Annotated in this window: 12 protein-coding genes and 1 tRNA gene; 7 read left to right on the forward strand and 6 right to left on the reverse strand. The window is 59.8% G+C overall.

Going from position 1 to position 14,533, the window contains the following annotated elements:
- Positions 1–18: 18 nt before the first annotated feature.
- From ACXPUX_RS13370 to ACXPUX_RS13380, 3 genes are all read right to left on the reverse strand, one after another.
- A complete protein-coding gene (locus tag ACXPUX_RS13370) occupies positions 19–351 on the reverse strand; it encodes a histidine triad nucleotide-binding protein (RefSeq protein ID WP_458828707.1) in 333 nt (110 codons plus the stop codon).
- 82 nt (positions 352–433) lie between these two features.
- Positions 434–3,094, reverse strand: coding sequence for an alanine--tRNA ligase (gene alaS, locus ACXPUX_RS13375; protein WP_458828708.1), 2,661 nt, complete (start codon positions 3,092–3,094; stop codon positions 434–436).
- Positions 3,095–3,541: 447 nt separating this feature from the next.
- Positions 3,542–4,258, reverse strand: coding sequence for a hypothetical protein (locus tag ACXPUX_RS13380; RefSeq protein ID WP_458828709.1), 717 nt, complete (start codon positions 4,256–4,258; stop codon positions 3,542–3,544).
- Positions 4,259–4,440: 182 nt separating this feature from the next.
- Here ACXPUX_RS13380 and ACXPUX_RS13385 point away from each other — a divergent pair, with 182 nt between their 5' ends.
- Positions 4,441–5,391, forward strand: coding sequence for an RluA family pseudouridine synthase (locus tag ACXPUX_RS13385; RefSeq protein WP_458828710.1), 951 nt, complete (start codon positions 4,441–4,443; stop codon positions 5,389–5,391).
- Between the two features lie 55 nt (positions 5,392–5,446).
- Here the strand turns inward: ACXPUX_RS13385 and ACXPUX_RS13390 are convergent, their stop codons facing one another.
- Positions 5,447–6,466, reverse strand: a complete 1,020-nt coding sequence (locus ACXPUX_RS13390) for an alpha-hydroxy-acid oxidizing protein (RefSeq protein ID WP_112090524.1) — start codon at positions 6,464–6,466, stop codon at positions 5,447–5,449.
- Between the two features lie 261 nt (positions 6,467–6,727).
- Between ACXPUX_RS13390 and ACXPUX_RS13395 the strand changes: the two genes are divergently transcribed.
- Positions 6,728–6,819 (forward strand) — tRNA-Ser (locus tag ACXPUX_RS13395).
- A gap of 121 nt (positions 6,820–6,940) precedes the next feature.
- Positions 6,941–7,831, forward strand: coding sequence for a hypothetical protein (locus ACXPUX_RS13400; RefSeq protein ID WP_458828711.1), 891 nt, complete (start codon positions 6,941–6,943; stop codon positions 7,829–7,831).
- Positions 7,832–7,902: 71 nt separating this feature from the next.
- Here the strand turns inward: ACXPUX_RS13400 and ACXPUX_RS13405 are convergent, their stop codons facing one another.
- On the reverse strand, positions 7,903–8,736 hold the full coding sequence (locus ACXPUX_RS13405; protein WP_458828712.1) for an RICIN domain-containing protein: 834 nt from the start codon (positions 8,734–8,736) through the stop codon (positions 7,903–7,905).
- A gap of 281 nt (positions 8,737–9,017) precedes the next feature.
- On the opposite strand from ACXPUX_RS13405, the gene ACXPUX_RS13410 reads away from it, so the two are divergent.
- The 4 genes from ACXPUX_RS13410 to ACXPUX_RS13425 all read left to right on the forward strand — a co-directional run bounded on the left by ACXPUX_RS13410 (position 9,018) and on the right by ACXPUX_RS13425 (position 13,797).
- Positions 9,018–10,406, forward strand: coding sequence for an MATE family efflux transporter (locus ACXPUX_RS13410; RefSeq protein ID WP_458828713.1), 1,389 nt, complete (start codon positions 9,018–9,020; stop codon positions 10,404–10,406).
- Between the two features lie 121 nt (positions 10,407–10,527).
- Complete coding sequence (locus tag ACXPUX_RS13415; RefSeq protein ID WP_458828714.1) at positions 10,528–12,156, forward strand: DUF5046 domain-containing protein; 1,629 nt, start codon at positions 10,528–10,530, stop codon at positions 12,154–12,156.
- A 17-nt stretch (positions 12,157–12,173) separates the two neighbouring features.
- The gene (locus ACXPUX_RS13420) at positions 12,174–13,169 is read left to right on the forward strand and encodes a substrate-binding domain-containing protein (protein WP_458828715.1); all 996 of its coding nucleotides are present in this window, start codon (positions 12,174–12,176) and stop codon (positions 13,167–13,169) included.
- 97 nt (positions 13,170–13,266) lie between these two features.
- Positions 13,267–13,797 (forward strand): transporter, encoded by a 531-nt coding sequence (locus ACXPUX_RS13425; protein WP_458828716.1) that lies wholly within the window; start codon positions 13,267–13,269, stop codon positions 13,795–13,797.
- 66 nt (positions 13,798–13,863) lie between these two features.
- Here the strand turns inward: ACXPUX_RS13425 and plsY are convergent, their stop codons facing one another.
- On the reverse strand, positions 13,864–14,526 hold the full coding sequence (gene plsY, locus ACXPUX_RS13430) for a glycerol-3-phosphate 1-O-acyltransferase PlsY (protein ID WP_055186517.1): 663 nt from the start codon (positions 14,524–14,526) through the stop codon (positions 13,864–13,866).
- Positions 14,527–14,533: the final 7 nt, after the last annotated feature.

The following is a 14,533-nucleotide window of genomic DNA, read 5'->3' on the forward strand; positions in this document are numbered from 1 at the left end:
CTCCCTTTCGTATTGGAATCAGACAGGCAGTTTTTCGCCGCCCAGAACATGGAAATGCAGATGCTTCACGGTCTGGCCTGCGTCCTCGCCCACGTTGGAGATGACGCGGTAGCCGTTTTCCAATCCCTGCTCCTTGGCCAGCTTTGCGATGACGGTGAAGATGTGGCCCAGCAGAGCACCATCCTCTTCGGTCAGCACAGCGGCAGAGGAGATGTGCTTGCGGGGAACCACAAGGAAATGCACCTTTGCCTGCGGGTTGATGTCGTAGAATGCCACTACCTGGTCATCCTCGTACAGCTTTTTAGAGGGGATCTTGCCCTCTGCGATCATGCAAAACAGACAATCTTCCATGGGGGAACACTCCTTCCTGCTTCTACAAAAGCCCGCCGCCCCGGCGCTGTACCAGCACCGGGGCACGGGACATAGATCCTTTTTAGCCCAGAGCCTTCTTGACGATAGCGCTCACAGCAGCCAGTGCCTCGTCGATCTTGGTCTCGTCCTTCAGACCGGCCATTGCAAAGTCCGGCTTGCCGCCGCCCTTGCCGCCTGCGATAGCGGACAGTTCCTTGACCAGCACACCGGCCTTGAGGCCCTTTTCCTGTGCCAGCTTATTCACGGTAACGGCCATGGTGATCTTATCCTCGGCCTTGCCCACCAGAACAGCCACCACGGGGTTCACGGCCTTGTCGCGGATGCTGTCGCACATACCGCGCAGGGTGTCGCCGGTGGTACCGGTAAAGTATGCAGAGGCGATCTTCACGCCGTCTGCTTCCTCGGCATTGTCGAACAGGCTGTCCACCTTGGAGGCGGCGATCTTGGCCTTCATCTCCTCCAGCTCGCGGCTCATGGCCTTGTTCTCAGCCATCACAGCCTCGGCACGGGCGGGCAGAGCAGCCACATTGTTGGCCTTGAGGGTGTTTGCCACCTCATGCAGCATGGCCTCCTGCAGGTTTGCACGGATCAGCAGGTTGCGGCCGGTGACGGCTTCGATACGGCGGATGCCGGCAGCCACAGAGGACTCGCTGACGATCTTGAAGCCGCCGATCTGGGCAGTATTCTTGACATGGGTGCCGCCGCAGAACTCGGTAGACCAGCCCTCGATATCCACCACGCGGACCACCTTGCCGTACTTTTCGCCAAACAGAGCCATTGCGCCCAGCTTCTTGGCCTCTTCCACCGGCATCTCCTGCACGGTGACATTCATGGAATCAAAGATCTTATCGTTGACGATCTTCTGCACCCGTGCCAGCTCCTCGGGAGTCACGGCGCTGAAGTGGGTAAAGTCGAAGTGGGTGATGGAGGCATCCTGATAGGAGCCCGCCTGATGCACATGGTCGCCCAGCACCTCACGCAGGGCAGCCTGCAGCAGGTGGGTAGCGGTGTGGTTGCGGGCAATGGCCATGCGGTAGCCCTTGTCCACCTGTGCGGTCAGCACATCGCCCACCTTCACAATGCCGCTTTCCAGCACGCAGGTGTGGACGTAGTAGCCCTTGGGGGTCTTTTTCACGTCCAGCACGCGCAGGCTGCACTCGGCACCGTTCAGCACGCCGTGGTCGGCAGCCTGACCGCCCATCTCAGCGTAGAAGGGGGTCTTGTCCAGCACCACCAGCACGCCGTCCTTTGCCTCCTCATCGGTGGCAATGGCATCGGTCAGGGTCTCTTCATCGCTCAGCGCCACAACGGTGCCCTTGTCGGTCAGGGTGTCGTAGCCGGTAAAGACGGTGGGCTCGGCTTCCAGTGCGCCGAACAGATCCTCGCTCCAGCCGGAGATGTTCTTCTTCAGACGCTCGGCGCGGGCACGCTCCTTCTGCTTCTTCATCTCTGCGTGGAAACCGTCCTCGTCGATCTCCAGACCCTGCTCGGCGGCGATCTCCTTGGTCAGATCCAGCGGGAAGCCGAAGGTATCGTTCAGCTTGAACACGTCCAAGCCGCTCAGCAGCTTCTCGTGTGCCTTCTCCAGACGGTCGATCATGTTGTTCAGGATGTTCATGCCGGCATCGATGGTGCGGGCAAAGTTTGCCTCCTCGGTGCCGATGACCTTCTTGATATAGGCGTCATGCTCGCGCAGTTCGGGGTAAGCGGACTCGCTGGACTGGATGACGGTCTCCACCAGATCCACGAGGAAGGGGTGGTCGATGCCCAGCATACGGCCATGGCGGGCGGCACGGCGCAGCAGACGGCGCAGCACATAGCCACGGCCCTCGTTGGAGGGCAGGATGCCGTCAGACACCATAAAGGTGCAGCTGCGGATATGGTCGGTGATAACGCGGATAGAAATATCGTTCTTGGGGTCCTGCTTGTAGGTCTTGCCTGCAATGTGCTCCACATGGTGCAGCACGCTCTGCACGGTGTCCACCTCGAACAGGTTGCCCACGTTCTGCATCACGCAGGCCAGACGCTCCAAGCCCATGCCGGTATCAATGTTGGGGCGTGCCAGACGCTCGTAGTGGCCCTTGCCGTCGGCGTCGAACTGGCTGAACACGAGGTTCCAGATCTCCATATAGCGGTCGCAGTCGCAGCCCACGCCGCAGGTCGGCTTGCCGCAGCCGTACTCAGGGCCGCGGTCAAAGTAGATCTCGGAGCAGGGGCCGCACGGGCCGGAGCCGTGCTCCCAGAAGTTATCCTCCTTACCCAGACGCACCATGTGGTCCGGGGCAATGCCGACCTTCTTGGTCCAGATATCGTAGGCCTCGTCATCCTCCTCGTACACAGAGATGTGCAGACGATCCTTGGGGATGGCCATCCACTCATCGCTGGTCAGGAACTCCCAAGCCCAAGGAATGACCTCGTCCTTGAAGTAATCCTGGAAAGAGAAGTTGCCCAGCATCTCAAAGAAGGTGCCGTGGCGGGCAGTGATGCCCACGCGCTCGATATCCGGGGTGCGGATGCACTTCTGGCAGGTAGTCACGCGGTGGCGAGGCGGCTCCTCCTGTGCCAGGAACCACTTCTTCATGGGAGCCATACCGCTGTTGATCAGCAGCAGGCTGGGGTCGTTCTTGGGTACCAGGGGGAAGCTGTCCAGACGCAGATGACCCTTGCTTTCAAAGAAGCTCAGGTACTTTTCGCGCAGTTCATTCAAACCGGTCCATTGCATAGATCTTTCTCTCCTCAATCGTCTTTGGCGCTTATACGCCGTTTTTTATGCTGTTATGGCAGAGGGGCGGCACGGTGAAAAAACAAAAAACAGCCCTCATCCCAAAAGGGACGAAGGCTGCTTGTGCATCAAACTCCGTGGTACCACCCAAATTGCAAAGGATCACATGTCCCCTGCCGCTTTCGGCGCATTAACGCTGCGCAGCGTCCGGTTTACATTCGCCGGAAGCTCCGGGGTGGCGCGAAATGAACCCGACCGGAGCACCTTACAGCCATGGGCGCTCTCTCTGGACGGTGGTGTGTGCATTTCTGACCCCATCATTGCCATCTGTCATAATTCACATCCCGCAAAAAGGCACAGTGCCCCTTGCGTACACTTAAATTATAGCATCCCGGAAGCGTTTGTCAACGGGTTTTCCACAAAAACCGCGCTTTACCTGAAACAAGGTTACGGCACCCAGATGCGGACGATGCTGCTGATGGTGCCATCCTCGGTAAAGACCAGGGTGTTGTTGGGCGTCCAGCCGTCCGGCTCGGCGTTGACGGCCTCGGCCACGGCATCGGCACCGTCCGTCTCCACGGCGGAAGCCTGCGGGTCGGCCGAGCTGTCGCTCAGGGTCACGCCCCCGGCCAGAGGCAGGGTCACCTCGCCCATCTCATAGTAGACGGGGTAATCGTCAAAGGTCACGGTGCGGTACACATCGTGGTCCAGCGTCAGCTCCACGCCGCCCGCTTCGATGCCGCCGTTGATGGTCACATAGCCGTTGTCGGCATCCCTGTCGATGCTGGTCACAGTCAGCTTGGTCACGGTGGTGTCGCCCTGGTCGTGGATCCGAAGCACGCTGCCCTTCTGCAAGGCGTCGATGTCCTTGGGCAGGTAGCTGTCGTAGCCGTATACGCTCAGGGTCGCCTGGCCGTCGGCCACCTTGGTGATGCTGGCTGCAAACTTGTAGGAACCCGTCTTGATCTCGTTCAGATCCCCGGCGGCGATGGGCAGCACATCGCCCGTCTCACCGGCTGCTTCGGACGAAGCCGCACTGCTTTCCACGCCGGAAGCCGGTGCGCTTGCTGCGCTGCCTGCGGTGCTGTTGCTGCTGCCGCAGCCTGCCAGAATGCCCACTGCCAGAATGGCCGTAACGGCCAGCACCTTTTTGTTCAGTTTCATATTCTATACCTTCTTCTGTTGTTGTCGGGGCGGTGTTTTCCACACCTGTCTCGGTGTCATACGTCACCCGCGCGGAAAAGTCAACATTTCCTTTTCTCTGCGCTTGACGCGCGGTTTTTGTTCCGCTACAATAAAAACGATTCAAAGACACATTCTATTTCAAGATAGAGAGGAAAATTTCCGTGAAAATCTTAAAAGTAAAATGTCTTGCCCCCACCCGGCTGGACAATTATCTGACCCAGCAATACCCCGCCCTGACCCCCGGGCGCCTGAACAAGGCGCTGCGGGAGAACAAGATCAAGCTGAACGGCAAAAAGCAGCCGCTTTCCACCCGCGTGATGGCGGGCGACGAGATCAAGCTGTTCATTCTGGACGATGTGCTGGACGCCGACCGCCGGGTGGAAGGCCCCGCATGGAAGAACGCCCGCACTCCGGCGCAAGTGGTGTACGACTGCCCGCAGATCCTGATCGTGAACAAGCCCGCCGGTGTTGCGGTGGATGGCCCGGAGGACGACACCCTGCTGAACCGGGCGCTGCTGTACCTGAACAAGCAAGGCGAGTACAAGGAGAACGACCTGTACACCCCGGCGCTGTGCCACCGGCTGGACACCGGCACCAGCGGCCTTGTCATCGTTGCCAAGACCCCGGAGGCCGAAGAGCTGTTCCTTGCAGCCATCAAGAACCGCGAAGTGAAAAAGACCTACCTCTGCGTCACCTTCGGCCGTCCGATGCCGCCGGATGCCACTCTGGGCGGCTATCTGCTCAAGGACGCGGACCGCGGCATCGTGAAGATCGTGGAGGACAAGCAGCCCGGTGCCAAGGAAGTGGAGACCCGGTACGAGACCATCGCCGTCTCCGGCCGTCTGGCCCTGCTGAAGGTGCAGCTGATCACCGGCCGCACCCATCAGATCCGCGCCCACATGGCCAGCATCGGCTGCCCCATTCTGGGCGACAGCAAATACGGCAACAACACCGCCAACCGCGAGCTGAAGCTCAAGTATCAGGCCCTGTGCGCATGGGAACTCACCATGCCCCACTTCAACCAGCCGGACTTTGCCTTCCTCAGCGGCAAGACCTTCCACGCCCCGAAGCCGTGGTATTACCAGCAGGTGCTGGACGGCACTTTGAAGTAACAAAAAGGAGATGTCCTGTTGGGCATCTCCTTTTTTGTTACTTATAATAGAAAGCTCAGACCCGCACCATGTCCGGGGTGATCTCAGCCAGCGTATGGGCACCGCACATCTGCATGGTGTCGGCCAGTTCCCCGGCCAGCTTGTCGATGTAGCACTTCACGCCCTCTGCGCCGCCGCCGTAGACAGCAGTCACGAAGGGGCGGCAGATCAGCACGCCGTCTGCGCCCAGTGCCAGCGCCTTGAACACATCCACGCCAGTGCGGATGCCGCCGTCCACCAGCACCTTCACGCCGGTACCCTTGAGGGCTGCGGCGATCTCCGGCAGCACCTCGGCGGTGGCAGGGCACTGGTCCAGCACGCGACCGCCGTGGTTGGACACCACGATGGCGGCGGCACCGGCCTGCTTTGCCTTCAGTGCGCCCTTGACGGTCATCACGCCCTTGACGATGAAGGGACGCTCTGCCAGCTGCACGATCTCTGCCAGCTCCTCCACGCTCTTGCTGCCGGCGGGCGGGGTCATGTTCTTCAGGAAGGGCAGACCCGCTGCATCCACGTCCATGGCCACGGCAAAGCAGCCGCTGGCCTTGGCCTGTGCCATTTTCTCGCGGATGGTGTCAATGTTCCACGGCTTGATGGTGGGCACGCCACAGCCGCCCGCAGCACCGATGGCGCGGGTAGCCATCTCCATCACGGTGGGGTTGGTGCCGTCGCCGGTAAAGGCAGCAATGCCGTTTTCGGCACAGGCGCGCACCAGTACATCGTTATAGGTCATATCGGTGTAGGTATCGGAGTAGTGCAGGTTCACTGCGCCCACAGGGCCCGCAAAGAAGGGGTAGCGGAAGCTTTTGCCGAACAGCTCCAGCGTGGTGTCCGGTGCACCGCCGGGGCACAGGGTGTCCATGTTCACCCGGATATCTGCCCACTTATTATAATTGCGGATGGCGGTATCGCCCACGCCCTTGGCACCCGGGCCTGGGATCTGGTTTTTACAGGCCACGCCGTTGCACACCGGGCATGCCTTGCAGTATTGACCAATGCAGGTACGGGCATTGGCAAGCACTTCAGGATAAGTCATAAAGCATCCTCCTTATATTTCCCGCCGCTGCGGCACAAAATGACCCACCGCAGCGCTCTTTGCCCTCAATATAGACCCATTTTAAAGGTGCGTCAAGGGCTTTTTGTGCTTTCCGTCCATGCGGCAGAACGCTTTCTCGCGTTTTTTCGTCATTTTTAAAAAAGTCTGATTTTTTTCAAAAAAATCCTTGACAAAAAGCCTGCTTTCAGGTATTATAGTGGAGCGCCAAGGGTACCCGCCCAAAGGCAGAACAGAAGATGTGGAAAGATGGCTGAGTTGGTCTAAGGCGCACGACTGGAAATCGTGTAACGTGTCAAAAGCGTTCTGGGGTTCGAATCCCCATCTTTCCGCCAGAAACCTGAAACAGAAATGTTTCAGGTTTTTTCTTTTGTCCGCAGTTTGCGGCGCTTGACATTTGCGGGCAGTTCCGTTATGCTGAAGCAAATACGTTTTACCGGAAGGAGAGGTTTTCCCATGGCATCTTCCCACAAAAAGCGCACCGGCCTGCGTGCGGCGCTGATCGTTCTGCTGTGTCTGGTTCTGGTGTGCGTGGTGGCTGCGGCAGTGCTGTACAGCTTCGTCAGCCGCAAGATCAAGGCATTCCAGAGCGGTGCCAGCTTTGCGCTGGACTACACCATTACCTCCACCGAGGCCGAGCCCCCCGCCCTTTACGCCCTGCTGGATAAGTTCGGCGGCACCACCGGCAGTCTGACCGGCCAGTACACCCCCCGTGCGGTGCAGCTGGCGCTGTACCCGACGGGCACCAGCACCGTCAACGATGCCCCTCTGACCCGGATGTACATCAGCGAGGAAGAGACCCTGTACGACGCCGGGCAGCTGTACAATAAGCTGCGCAGCACCGTTGTAGCCGAGTATCCGCTGGCCAGCCTGCTGCTGCCGGGCTGGTCGCTGGGCAGCTACATCTCTCAAGACCAGCTGGCTGCCCTGCTGGGGGTAGACCCCGCCGCCACCAGCTTGCAGCAGGTGAACGACTTTCAGCTGGAAATAAAACAGATTCAGACCGTGCAGCCCGCCAACGCCAAGGAGGGTTACCTCTACCTCCAGCTGCCAAACCTCGCCGCCGGGGAGGATGCGCCGCAGCTGATTCTGGGCATTGAAAAGCAGGGACTGCTCAAGTCCCTGTCCCCCAAGGTTCACATCCTGCTGGATGTGCCCGCCCACCACATCCATGCAGAGCTTTCCGGCACGGTGACTGCCGCCCAGACCGTGGTGACCGCACCCACCTCCCGGATGCAGGATTCTGACGTGGAAAGCCTTGTGCAGCTGCGCCAGACCATCGAGAGCATCGTGCAGTTCGTGCAGACCGCCGCCCAGAGCGATGACGCTGCCGCCCCTGCTGCATAAAAAGCTTATATAAACGCAAAAAAATCGGACAGACTTCGGTCTGTCCGATTTTTTTTGCGTTTTATGATTTCTTATTTCTTTACGGCCTTTTTGCAGGGTGCACGCTTTGCCTTGGGCTTTGCGGCAGGGGCAGTTTTAGCTTCCGCAGCGGGAGCAGCCTTAGCAGCCGGTTCAGCCTTGGCTTCCACGGCGGGAGCAGCCTTCACCTCTGCGGCGGGGGCAGCAGGTTCTGCCTTTGCCTTAGCAGTTTTCTTCGCGGCGGGCTTTTCTGCCTTGACCGGCTCTGCGGCCTTTGCGGCGGGCGCAGCGGGCTTCTCCTCCACCTTCTTGGTGGTGCGGGGCTTGCGGGCTGCGGGCTTCTTGGTGGGAGCGGCTTCCTTGGCCGGTGCAGCCGCAGTCTCGGCAGCGGGCGCTGCTTGTTCAACCTTAGCGGCACGCTTTACGCGGTCCTTTACCTCAGAGATGACCCACAGCTGGTCGCCACCGCCGGGCACTTCCTGCCAGATCTGCAGCACTGCGCCCACCTCGGCACCGATGCCCACGGTGTCCACGCACTTGCCGCCCGCCCAAGAGGAGCGCAGACGCACGGTACCCTCCGGGGTGTGCTCTACCTTCCACATCTGGGACGTGCCGCCCACGTCCTCCCACAGGTGCAGCCAGGTGCCGTTGGCAGTGCCGGTCATGGTCAAATCCAGCAGCTTGCCGGAGGCACGGTTGCGGATGCGGTACACGCCATCGCCCTCTCGGACAAAGCTCCACTCCTGCTCAGGCTTGTGGTCGTACTTACCCAGACGGACAGTGCCGCCGTCCTTGCTGCCCTCCACTGCCTGAATGACGTTGCCGGTGTGGGCGGCAATGGTATAAAAGCGGTCGGCCTCAATCACAGTTTGTGCTACGGATTTCATGTATAAATCCCTCCCAATCATAAAATGCACAGATTTTTCCAATTCCTTCTTATAAAGCATACCACATATCGTGATTTTTCACAAGCAATTCGACAATTCTTTAGCACTTTATATAGAAACCATCCTGTTTTCGCCCTCTTTTTTGCCCCTTCGCAGGGGAGAAAGGCCGTTTTTTCTCCCTCTCGACATTTTGCCGCAACTGCGTTATACTGTTTCTATCAGGACTATCTGCCGCTCTGGAAGGGGCGGCTTTCTCGTTTTTGAAGGAGGGATATTTGCCCATGACCCAGCAGGACCGCACTGCAGTGCAGTATCACAAAATGACCGAGACCCCTGTCCCCCGGCTGATCCTCAGTCTGGCCGCGCCCACCATTTTAAGTATGCTGATCACCAGCATCTATAATCTGGCCGATACCTTTTTTGTGGGGCACATCTCCACCAGCGCTTCCGGCGCGGTGGGCGTCGTTTCCAGCCTGATGGCCATCATACAGGCGCTGGGCTTTATGCTGGGGCACGGCTCCGGCACCATCATCAGCCGCCGCTTGGGCAGTCAGGATACCCACGCCGCCACCCGCTTTGCTTCCACCAGCTTTTTTACGGCACTTGCCTTTGGCGTAGTGCTGGCGGTAGTCGGCCTTGCCACCCTGCCGGACTTCATGATGCTGCTGGGCAGCACCGAAACCATCCTGCCCCATGCCTGCGCCTACGCCCGGCCTATCCTGCTTGCCGCACCGCTGATGATCTCCAGTCTGGTCATGAACAATATCCTGCGGTATGAGGGCAAAGCGAACCTTGCCATGATCGGGCTTGTCACCGGCGGGCTTTTGAACATCGCACTGGACCCGCTGTTCATGTTCGCTTTAGGGCTGGGCACTGCTGGTGCCGGTATCGCCACCGCCCTCAGTCAGACCATCAGCTTTGGCATTCTGCTGTATATGTTCCTGCGGGGCAAAACGGTCAGCCAGTTCCGGCTTTCTGCCGTCACCCGGGAGCCGCGCGAGTTTTTTCAGATCCTTGCAGGCGGCGCGCCCAGCTTTGGCCGTCAGGGGCTGAACAGCATCGGCGGCATGCTGCTGAACATCGCCGCCCGCAGCTACGGCGATGCCGCCGTGGCGGGCATGAGCATCGTGTCCCGCATTTTTATGTTTATCCTCTCAGTGGCCATCGGCGTGGGCCAGGGCTTGCAGCCGGTGGCGTCCTTCAACTACGGCGCACGCAAGTACCACCGGGTACGGCAGGCCGCCGTCTTTACCCTGCAAGCCGCCTTTGTGCTGCTGGTGGTGCTGATCGCAGTGTGCTGGTGGAACGATGAAACTTTGATCCGCCTGTTCCGGGACGACCCGGAGGTTACCGCCGTGGCGCTGCCCGCCTTCCGCTACCAGTGCTTTGCCATCCTTTTGCAGCCGGTGATCGTGGTGACCAACATGACCTTCCAGAGCGTTGGCAAGGCCGGGCGCGCTACCTTTCTGGCCTGCTGCCGACAGGGCGTGTGCTTTATCCCGCTGATCCTTGTACTGCCCCGGGTGCTGGGTCTTGTGGGCGTGGAGCTCTGCCAGCCCATTGCGGACGCGCTCACCTGCTTCATTTCTCTGCCCTTTTTGCTGGCCTTTCTGCGGCAGCTGGAGCAGATGGACAAGGCAGAAGCGTCCCATGCCCCGGCACAGCTGTAATGCAATTGTAACCGTTTTTAGCCGCATTTTTCTGCAAGCTCTGCAATGAAAAATGCGGCTGTTTCGTATTCTGAGTGAACGGAAAAATTTTCCTTCCTGTTTTTGCAAAGGAGTGGTTTTTATGAAGCGTGTTGTCTTGCGTATCGGCTGTGGGGCAGTCTGCGCCGCTCTTGCCCTTACTTTAGGCTGCGGCTGCGCCCTGCTGCCGCCCGCCACCGGCGTGCCGGGCGCTGCAAGCTCTGCCGTTTCTGTACCCACGGACGACAGCGGCAAGCCCCTGTACGACCCCGCCGTGCTGAACGATGGCCGTCTGCGGGCGCTGTACTGCTACGGCCGTTCCGGGAGCAGCACCACCATCCTGTGCGGCAGCACCCCACTGCACCAGTCTGCCCGCAGCGAGAACGTCTCACTGGTGCAGGACAGTGCCACCGGCATCGCAGACTACTGGCTGCGCAGCTGGTCTGACCCCACCGGACGGGGCGGCCGCCGCACCGCCCTGTACGACAAGACCGGCACCGAAGTGCTGTCCTTTGAGGGCGAGCAGAGCGCCACCCTGCAAAACGGCCTGCTGGTGCTGCAGGAAAGCCGCCTTGTTGATGGTGGATACGTCCCGGAGTCCGGCTACGGCACCTGTCAGGTCATCGACCTTTCCACCGGCGCAGCGCTGCCGGTACCGGAGGGTGCATACAGCTGCACCGTATGCGGCGATAAGCTGGTATTCAGCTGCTACGCCCGCCCGGAGGGGCTGGACGATTACGACTGGGATACCGACTACCAGCAGAACAGCTGGGTGGTGGTGCAGGAAAAGGACGGCACCCCCGTCTACCGCGCCGATGCCGCCTCGGCATACCGCCTTTTCTACGACAGCGACACCCTGAGCGACTGGGTGGAGCTGGACGTTGCCACCGGAGAAGAAACCACCGACCAGATTTTGTACAACATCCTGACCGGCGAGCAGTGCACGGGCTTTTTACAGGTCTACCCGGGTGGTCTTGCCAGCTTTTCCACCGGTGACGGCCGGTACGAGCTGCGGGATATGACCACCGAGGACCGCGGACTGATCGCCACCTTTGACGAGCAGCCCAGCCAGTATTTCCCGGGCTATGTGGTAACATGGCATAGCGGCGAGGATCACGGCTACGAACTCTATGATCTGGAGACCGGCGCAAAGACCCCGCTGTACGATGTAGACGCCACCGACAGCACCGTAGCTGTCTACGCGCTGGACGGCAGTCTGCGGGTGTACAGTAAGGACAACGGCAAGCTGCTGACCGACACCACCGTAGAGCCGGTGGAGCACCAGCAGCGGGTACGGATGAGCAACTGCGGCAGCGGCTATGTCTGGCTGGAATTGCAGGATAACGACCGTTACGAGACCACCGCCACCCGGCTGTACGGCCCGCAGGGGCTTGTCAGTGACCTGACCGCCCTGCAAGGCAAATACAGTTACGTCAACTACCTGACCACCGACCCTGACGGCAGACCCATGTTCTACGGCAGCCGCGCCGCTGCGGGCAGCGCCTACGGCAACGTATGCGATGTGCTGGACGCAGACGGCAAGGTGGTGTTGCAGGGGCTTGCCAGCTGCACCGGGTACTATTCCAACAGCCTGAACGCCCTGCCCGACCATGTGTTTGCCGCACAACGGGGCTTCTATGTGGGCTGGATGGACACAAGCGGCAGCTGGCTGTACTGCCAGAGTATTTTCTCGTCTGCCTCTGCGGACGATGAACCGAGTTACGGCTATTGATCTAGGAGGGCTTTCTTATGAAAAACACTAAAATTTCCCGCCGCAGCTTTCTGCTGGGGTTGGCTGCCTGCTCCGCTGCCGGGGTGCTGACCGCCTGCAAGGGCACGGATGCCCCCTCCGGCAGCACGGCTTCCTCTGTGGTTGAGCAGCCCGCATCCTCTGTTGCTTCCCCGACTGTGCAGCAGCCAGAGCCGTTTCTGACCGTGGAGGAGTTTCCCCCGCTGGACGGCAGCACCGCCTGCATCCCGCTGATGGCGCAGATGCTGGCTGATACCACCGGCATGGACTTGGAGGAAGCCCGCAGCAGCATTACGGTGAGCACCACCGCCTATGCATGGGAGAACTTTGGTCTGTACGACACCACCACCCGGATGCTGGTGGTGTACGAAGCGCCGGACTATGTAAAGGAAGAGCTGCAAGAGGCCAACGTACAGCTGGAACAAAAGCCCATCGGGGTGGACGCGCTGGTGTTCATCGTCAACGAGGATAACCCTGTGCAGGCGCTTACCCAGCAGCAGCTGCGGGATATCTACGCCGGAAAGATCACCAACTGGAAGGATGTGGGCGGCAAGGATCAGGAAATCGTTGCCTTTCAGCGCGGCGAGGACTCCGGCAGCCAGACCCTGTTCAAAAAGCTGCTCATTCAGGGTGGAGAGTTGATGACCCCGCCCTCTGAGCTGGCTCCCGCCGCCATGGGTGAGCTGGTGGACAGCATTGCCGATTACAACAACAGCGCCAACGCCATCGGTTTTTCCGTGTATTACTACATCGACCAGATGTACTCTAAGCCCGGGCTGCGGCTGCTGGCGGTGGACGGTGTGACCCCCAGCAACGACACCCTTGCCGACGGCAGCTACCCCCTGTGCAACGATTTTTACGCGGTCATCCACCCGGATGCCGCCGCCGACAGCCCGGAGCGCCAGCTGTACGACTGGCTGGACACCGCCGACGGCATCGCCTGCATCCAGAAAGCCGGGTACGTTCCGGCACAGTCTGCCGCCAAGGCGGATTGATTTTTCCATGAATTGACAGCCTTCCCGCATTCTGCTACAATCTAAACAGAAGTTTGTCGAATCCTGTTTAGCAGAATGCCGAAAGGAAGGTCTTACTATGGAACATCCCTCTCACCCGGTAGAAAGCCACTGGCGCACCTCCCTGCGCAACCGCATTATTCAGGCTTCCAGTCTGTTGGAAGTGCTGTTGTCCGGGCTGGTGCTGATCGGTCTGCTGCTCAGCGTTGTGCCGCTCATCCGCTGGATGCCCGGTCTGCTGTTCGATGGCAACGAAGCAGAGATCCGCACCTTTCTGGAGCGCAGTCTGGACATTGTGATCGGCATCGAGTTTATCAAGATGCTGGCCAAGCACAGCCCCAGCAGCAGCCTTGAGGTGCTGCTGTACGCCATTGCCCGCCATCTGGTGGTGGGGCACGATTCCGCTGTGGAGAACCTGCTCAGCGTGGGCGCCATCGCGCTGATCTTCATCGTGCGCAAGTTCTTCTTTGTCCCGTCTTTCGGCGCGCATCTGCCGGACGGCCACCCTGCGCCGGATCTTACCCCCGCCCAGAGCGGCATTCTCGCCGACTGGTTCCGTTGGCGGCATTCCGAAGCAAAGCCTGAGGAAGAGACCGAGACAAAGGAATAAGCATATACAAAAACCACCCCGCAGCGACCGATGAACGGCTGCTGCGGGGTGGTTTACTATTTTCTGTTACTTTTTGCCGTGACGGCCAAAGCGGTACTCCTTGCCCTCGCGGATGCGCTGGATGTTGGAGCGGTGCATATAAATGACCATTGCTCCCATGATCACCGAACCGATGGCGCACACGGTAAGGTCGGCGGCAGAGTAGCCCCGGAACACGCCATACAGGATGGTGAGCACCGGGTAAAGTGCCGCCATGGTCACGCTGCCCAGCGACACCATGCCGGTGGGCAGCAGGCAGGCCAGAAAGATGACCGCCAGAAAGGGGATCAGTACCGGCTGGATGGCCAGAATGGTGCCGCCCGCCACCAGCACGCCCTTGCCGCCCTTGAAGCCGAAATACAGGGGCTTCAAATGGCCGATAATAGCAAAGATCGCAGCCAGATACACCGCAAGATACGGCGAGAGCGTGGTGCTTTCCGGCATCAGGGTGAACAGCCAGCGGCCGATGCACACCGCCAGCACGCCCTTGAGCACATCACCGAAAGCGGTAAGTGCCGCTGCCTTTTTGCCGAAGGTGCGCAGCATATTGGTCATACCCGCCGCGCCGCTGCCGTACTTGCGCACATCATCGTGGTACAAAAACTTGCTGACGAGGATACCGGTGTCGATGCTGCCCAGCAGATACGCCTGCACAGCGGACACCACAGCGATGAGAACAGATTTCATCATCTGAGCC

Source organism: Faecalibacterium sp. PGM34, assembly GCF_054456555.1.

Coding starts and splice junctions, on each gene's coding strand:
- ACXPUX_RS13380 (WP_458828709.1), bottom strand. CDS start 4,258: ATGAAACTGAACAAAAAGGTGCTGGCCGTTACGGCCATTCTGGCAGTG.
- ACXPUX_RS13420 (WP_458828715.1), top strand. CDS start 12,174: ATGAAAAACACTAAAATTTCCCGCCGCAGCTTTCTGCTGGGGTTGGCT.
- ACXPUX_RS13390 (WP_112090524.1), bottom strand. CDS start 6,466: ATGACTTATCCTGAAGTGCTTGCCAATGCCCGTACCTGCATTGGTCAA.
- ACXPUX_RS13405 (WP_458828712.1), bottom strand. CDS start 8,736: ATGAAATCCGTAGCACAAACTGTGATTGAGGCCGACCGCTTTTATACC.
- ACXPUX_RS13370 (WP_458828707.1), bottom strand. CDS start 351: ATGGAAGATTGTCTGTTTTGCATGATCGCAGAGGGCAAGATCCCCTCT.
- ACXPUX_RS13400 (WP_458828711.1), top strand. CDS start 6,941: ATGGCATCTTCCCACAAAAAGCGCACCGGCCTGCGTGCGGCGCTGATC.
- ACXPUX_RS13410 (WP_458828713.1), top strand. CDS start 9,018: ATGACCCAGCAGGACCGCACTGCAGTGCAGTATCACAAAATGACCGAG.
- ACXPUX_RS13425 (WP_458828716.1), top strand. CDS start 13,267: ATGGAACATCCCTCTCACCCGGTAGAAAGCCACTGGCGCACCTCCCTG.
- ACXPUX_RS13415 (WP_458828714.1), top strand. CDS start 10,528: ATGAAGCGTGTTGTCTTGCGTATCGGCTGTGGGGCAGTCTGCGCCGCT.
- alaS (WP_458828708.1), bottom strand. CDS start 3,094: ATGCAATGGACCGGTTTGAATGAACTGCGCGAAAAGTACCTGAGCTTC.
- plsY (WP_055186517.1), bottom strand. CDS start 14,526: ATGATGAAATCTGTTCTCATCGCTGTGGTGTCCGCTGTGCAGGCGTAT.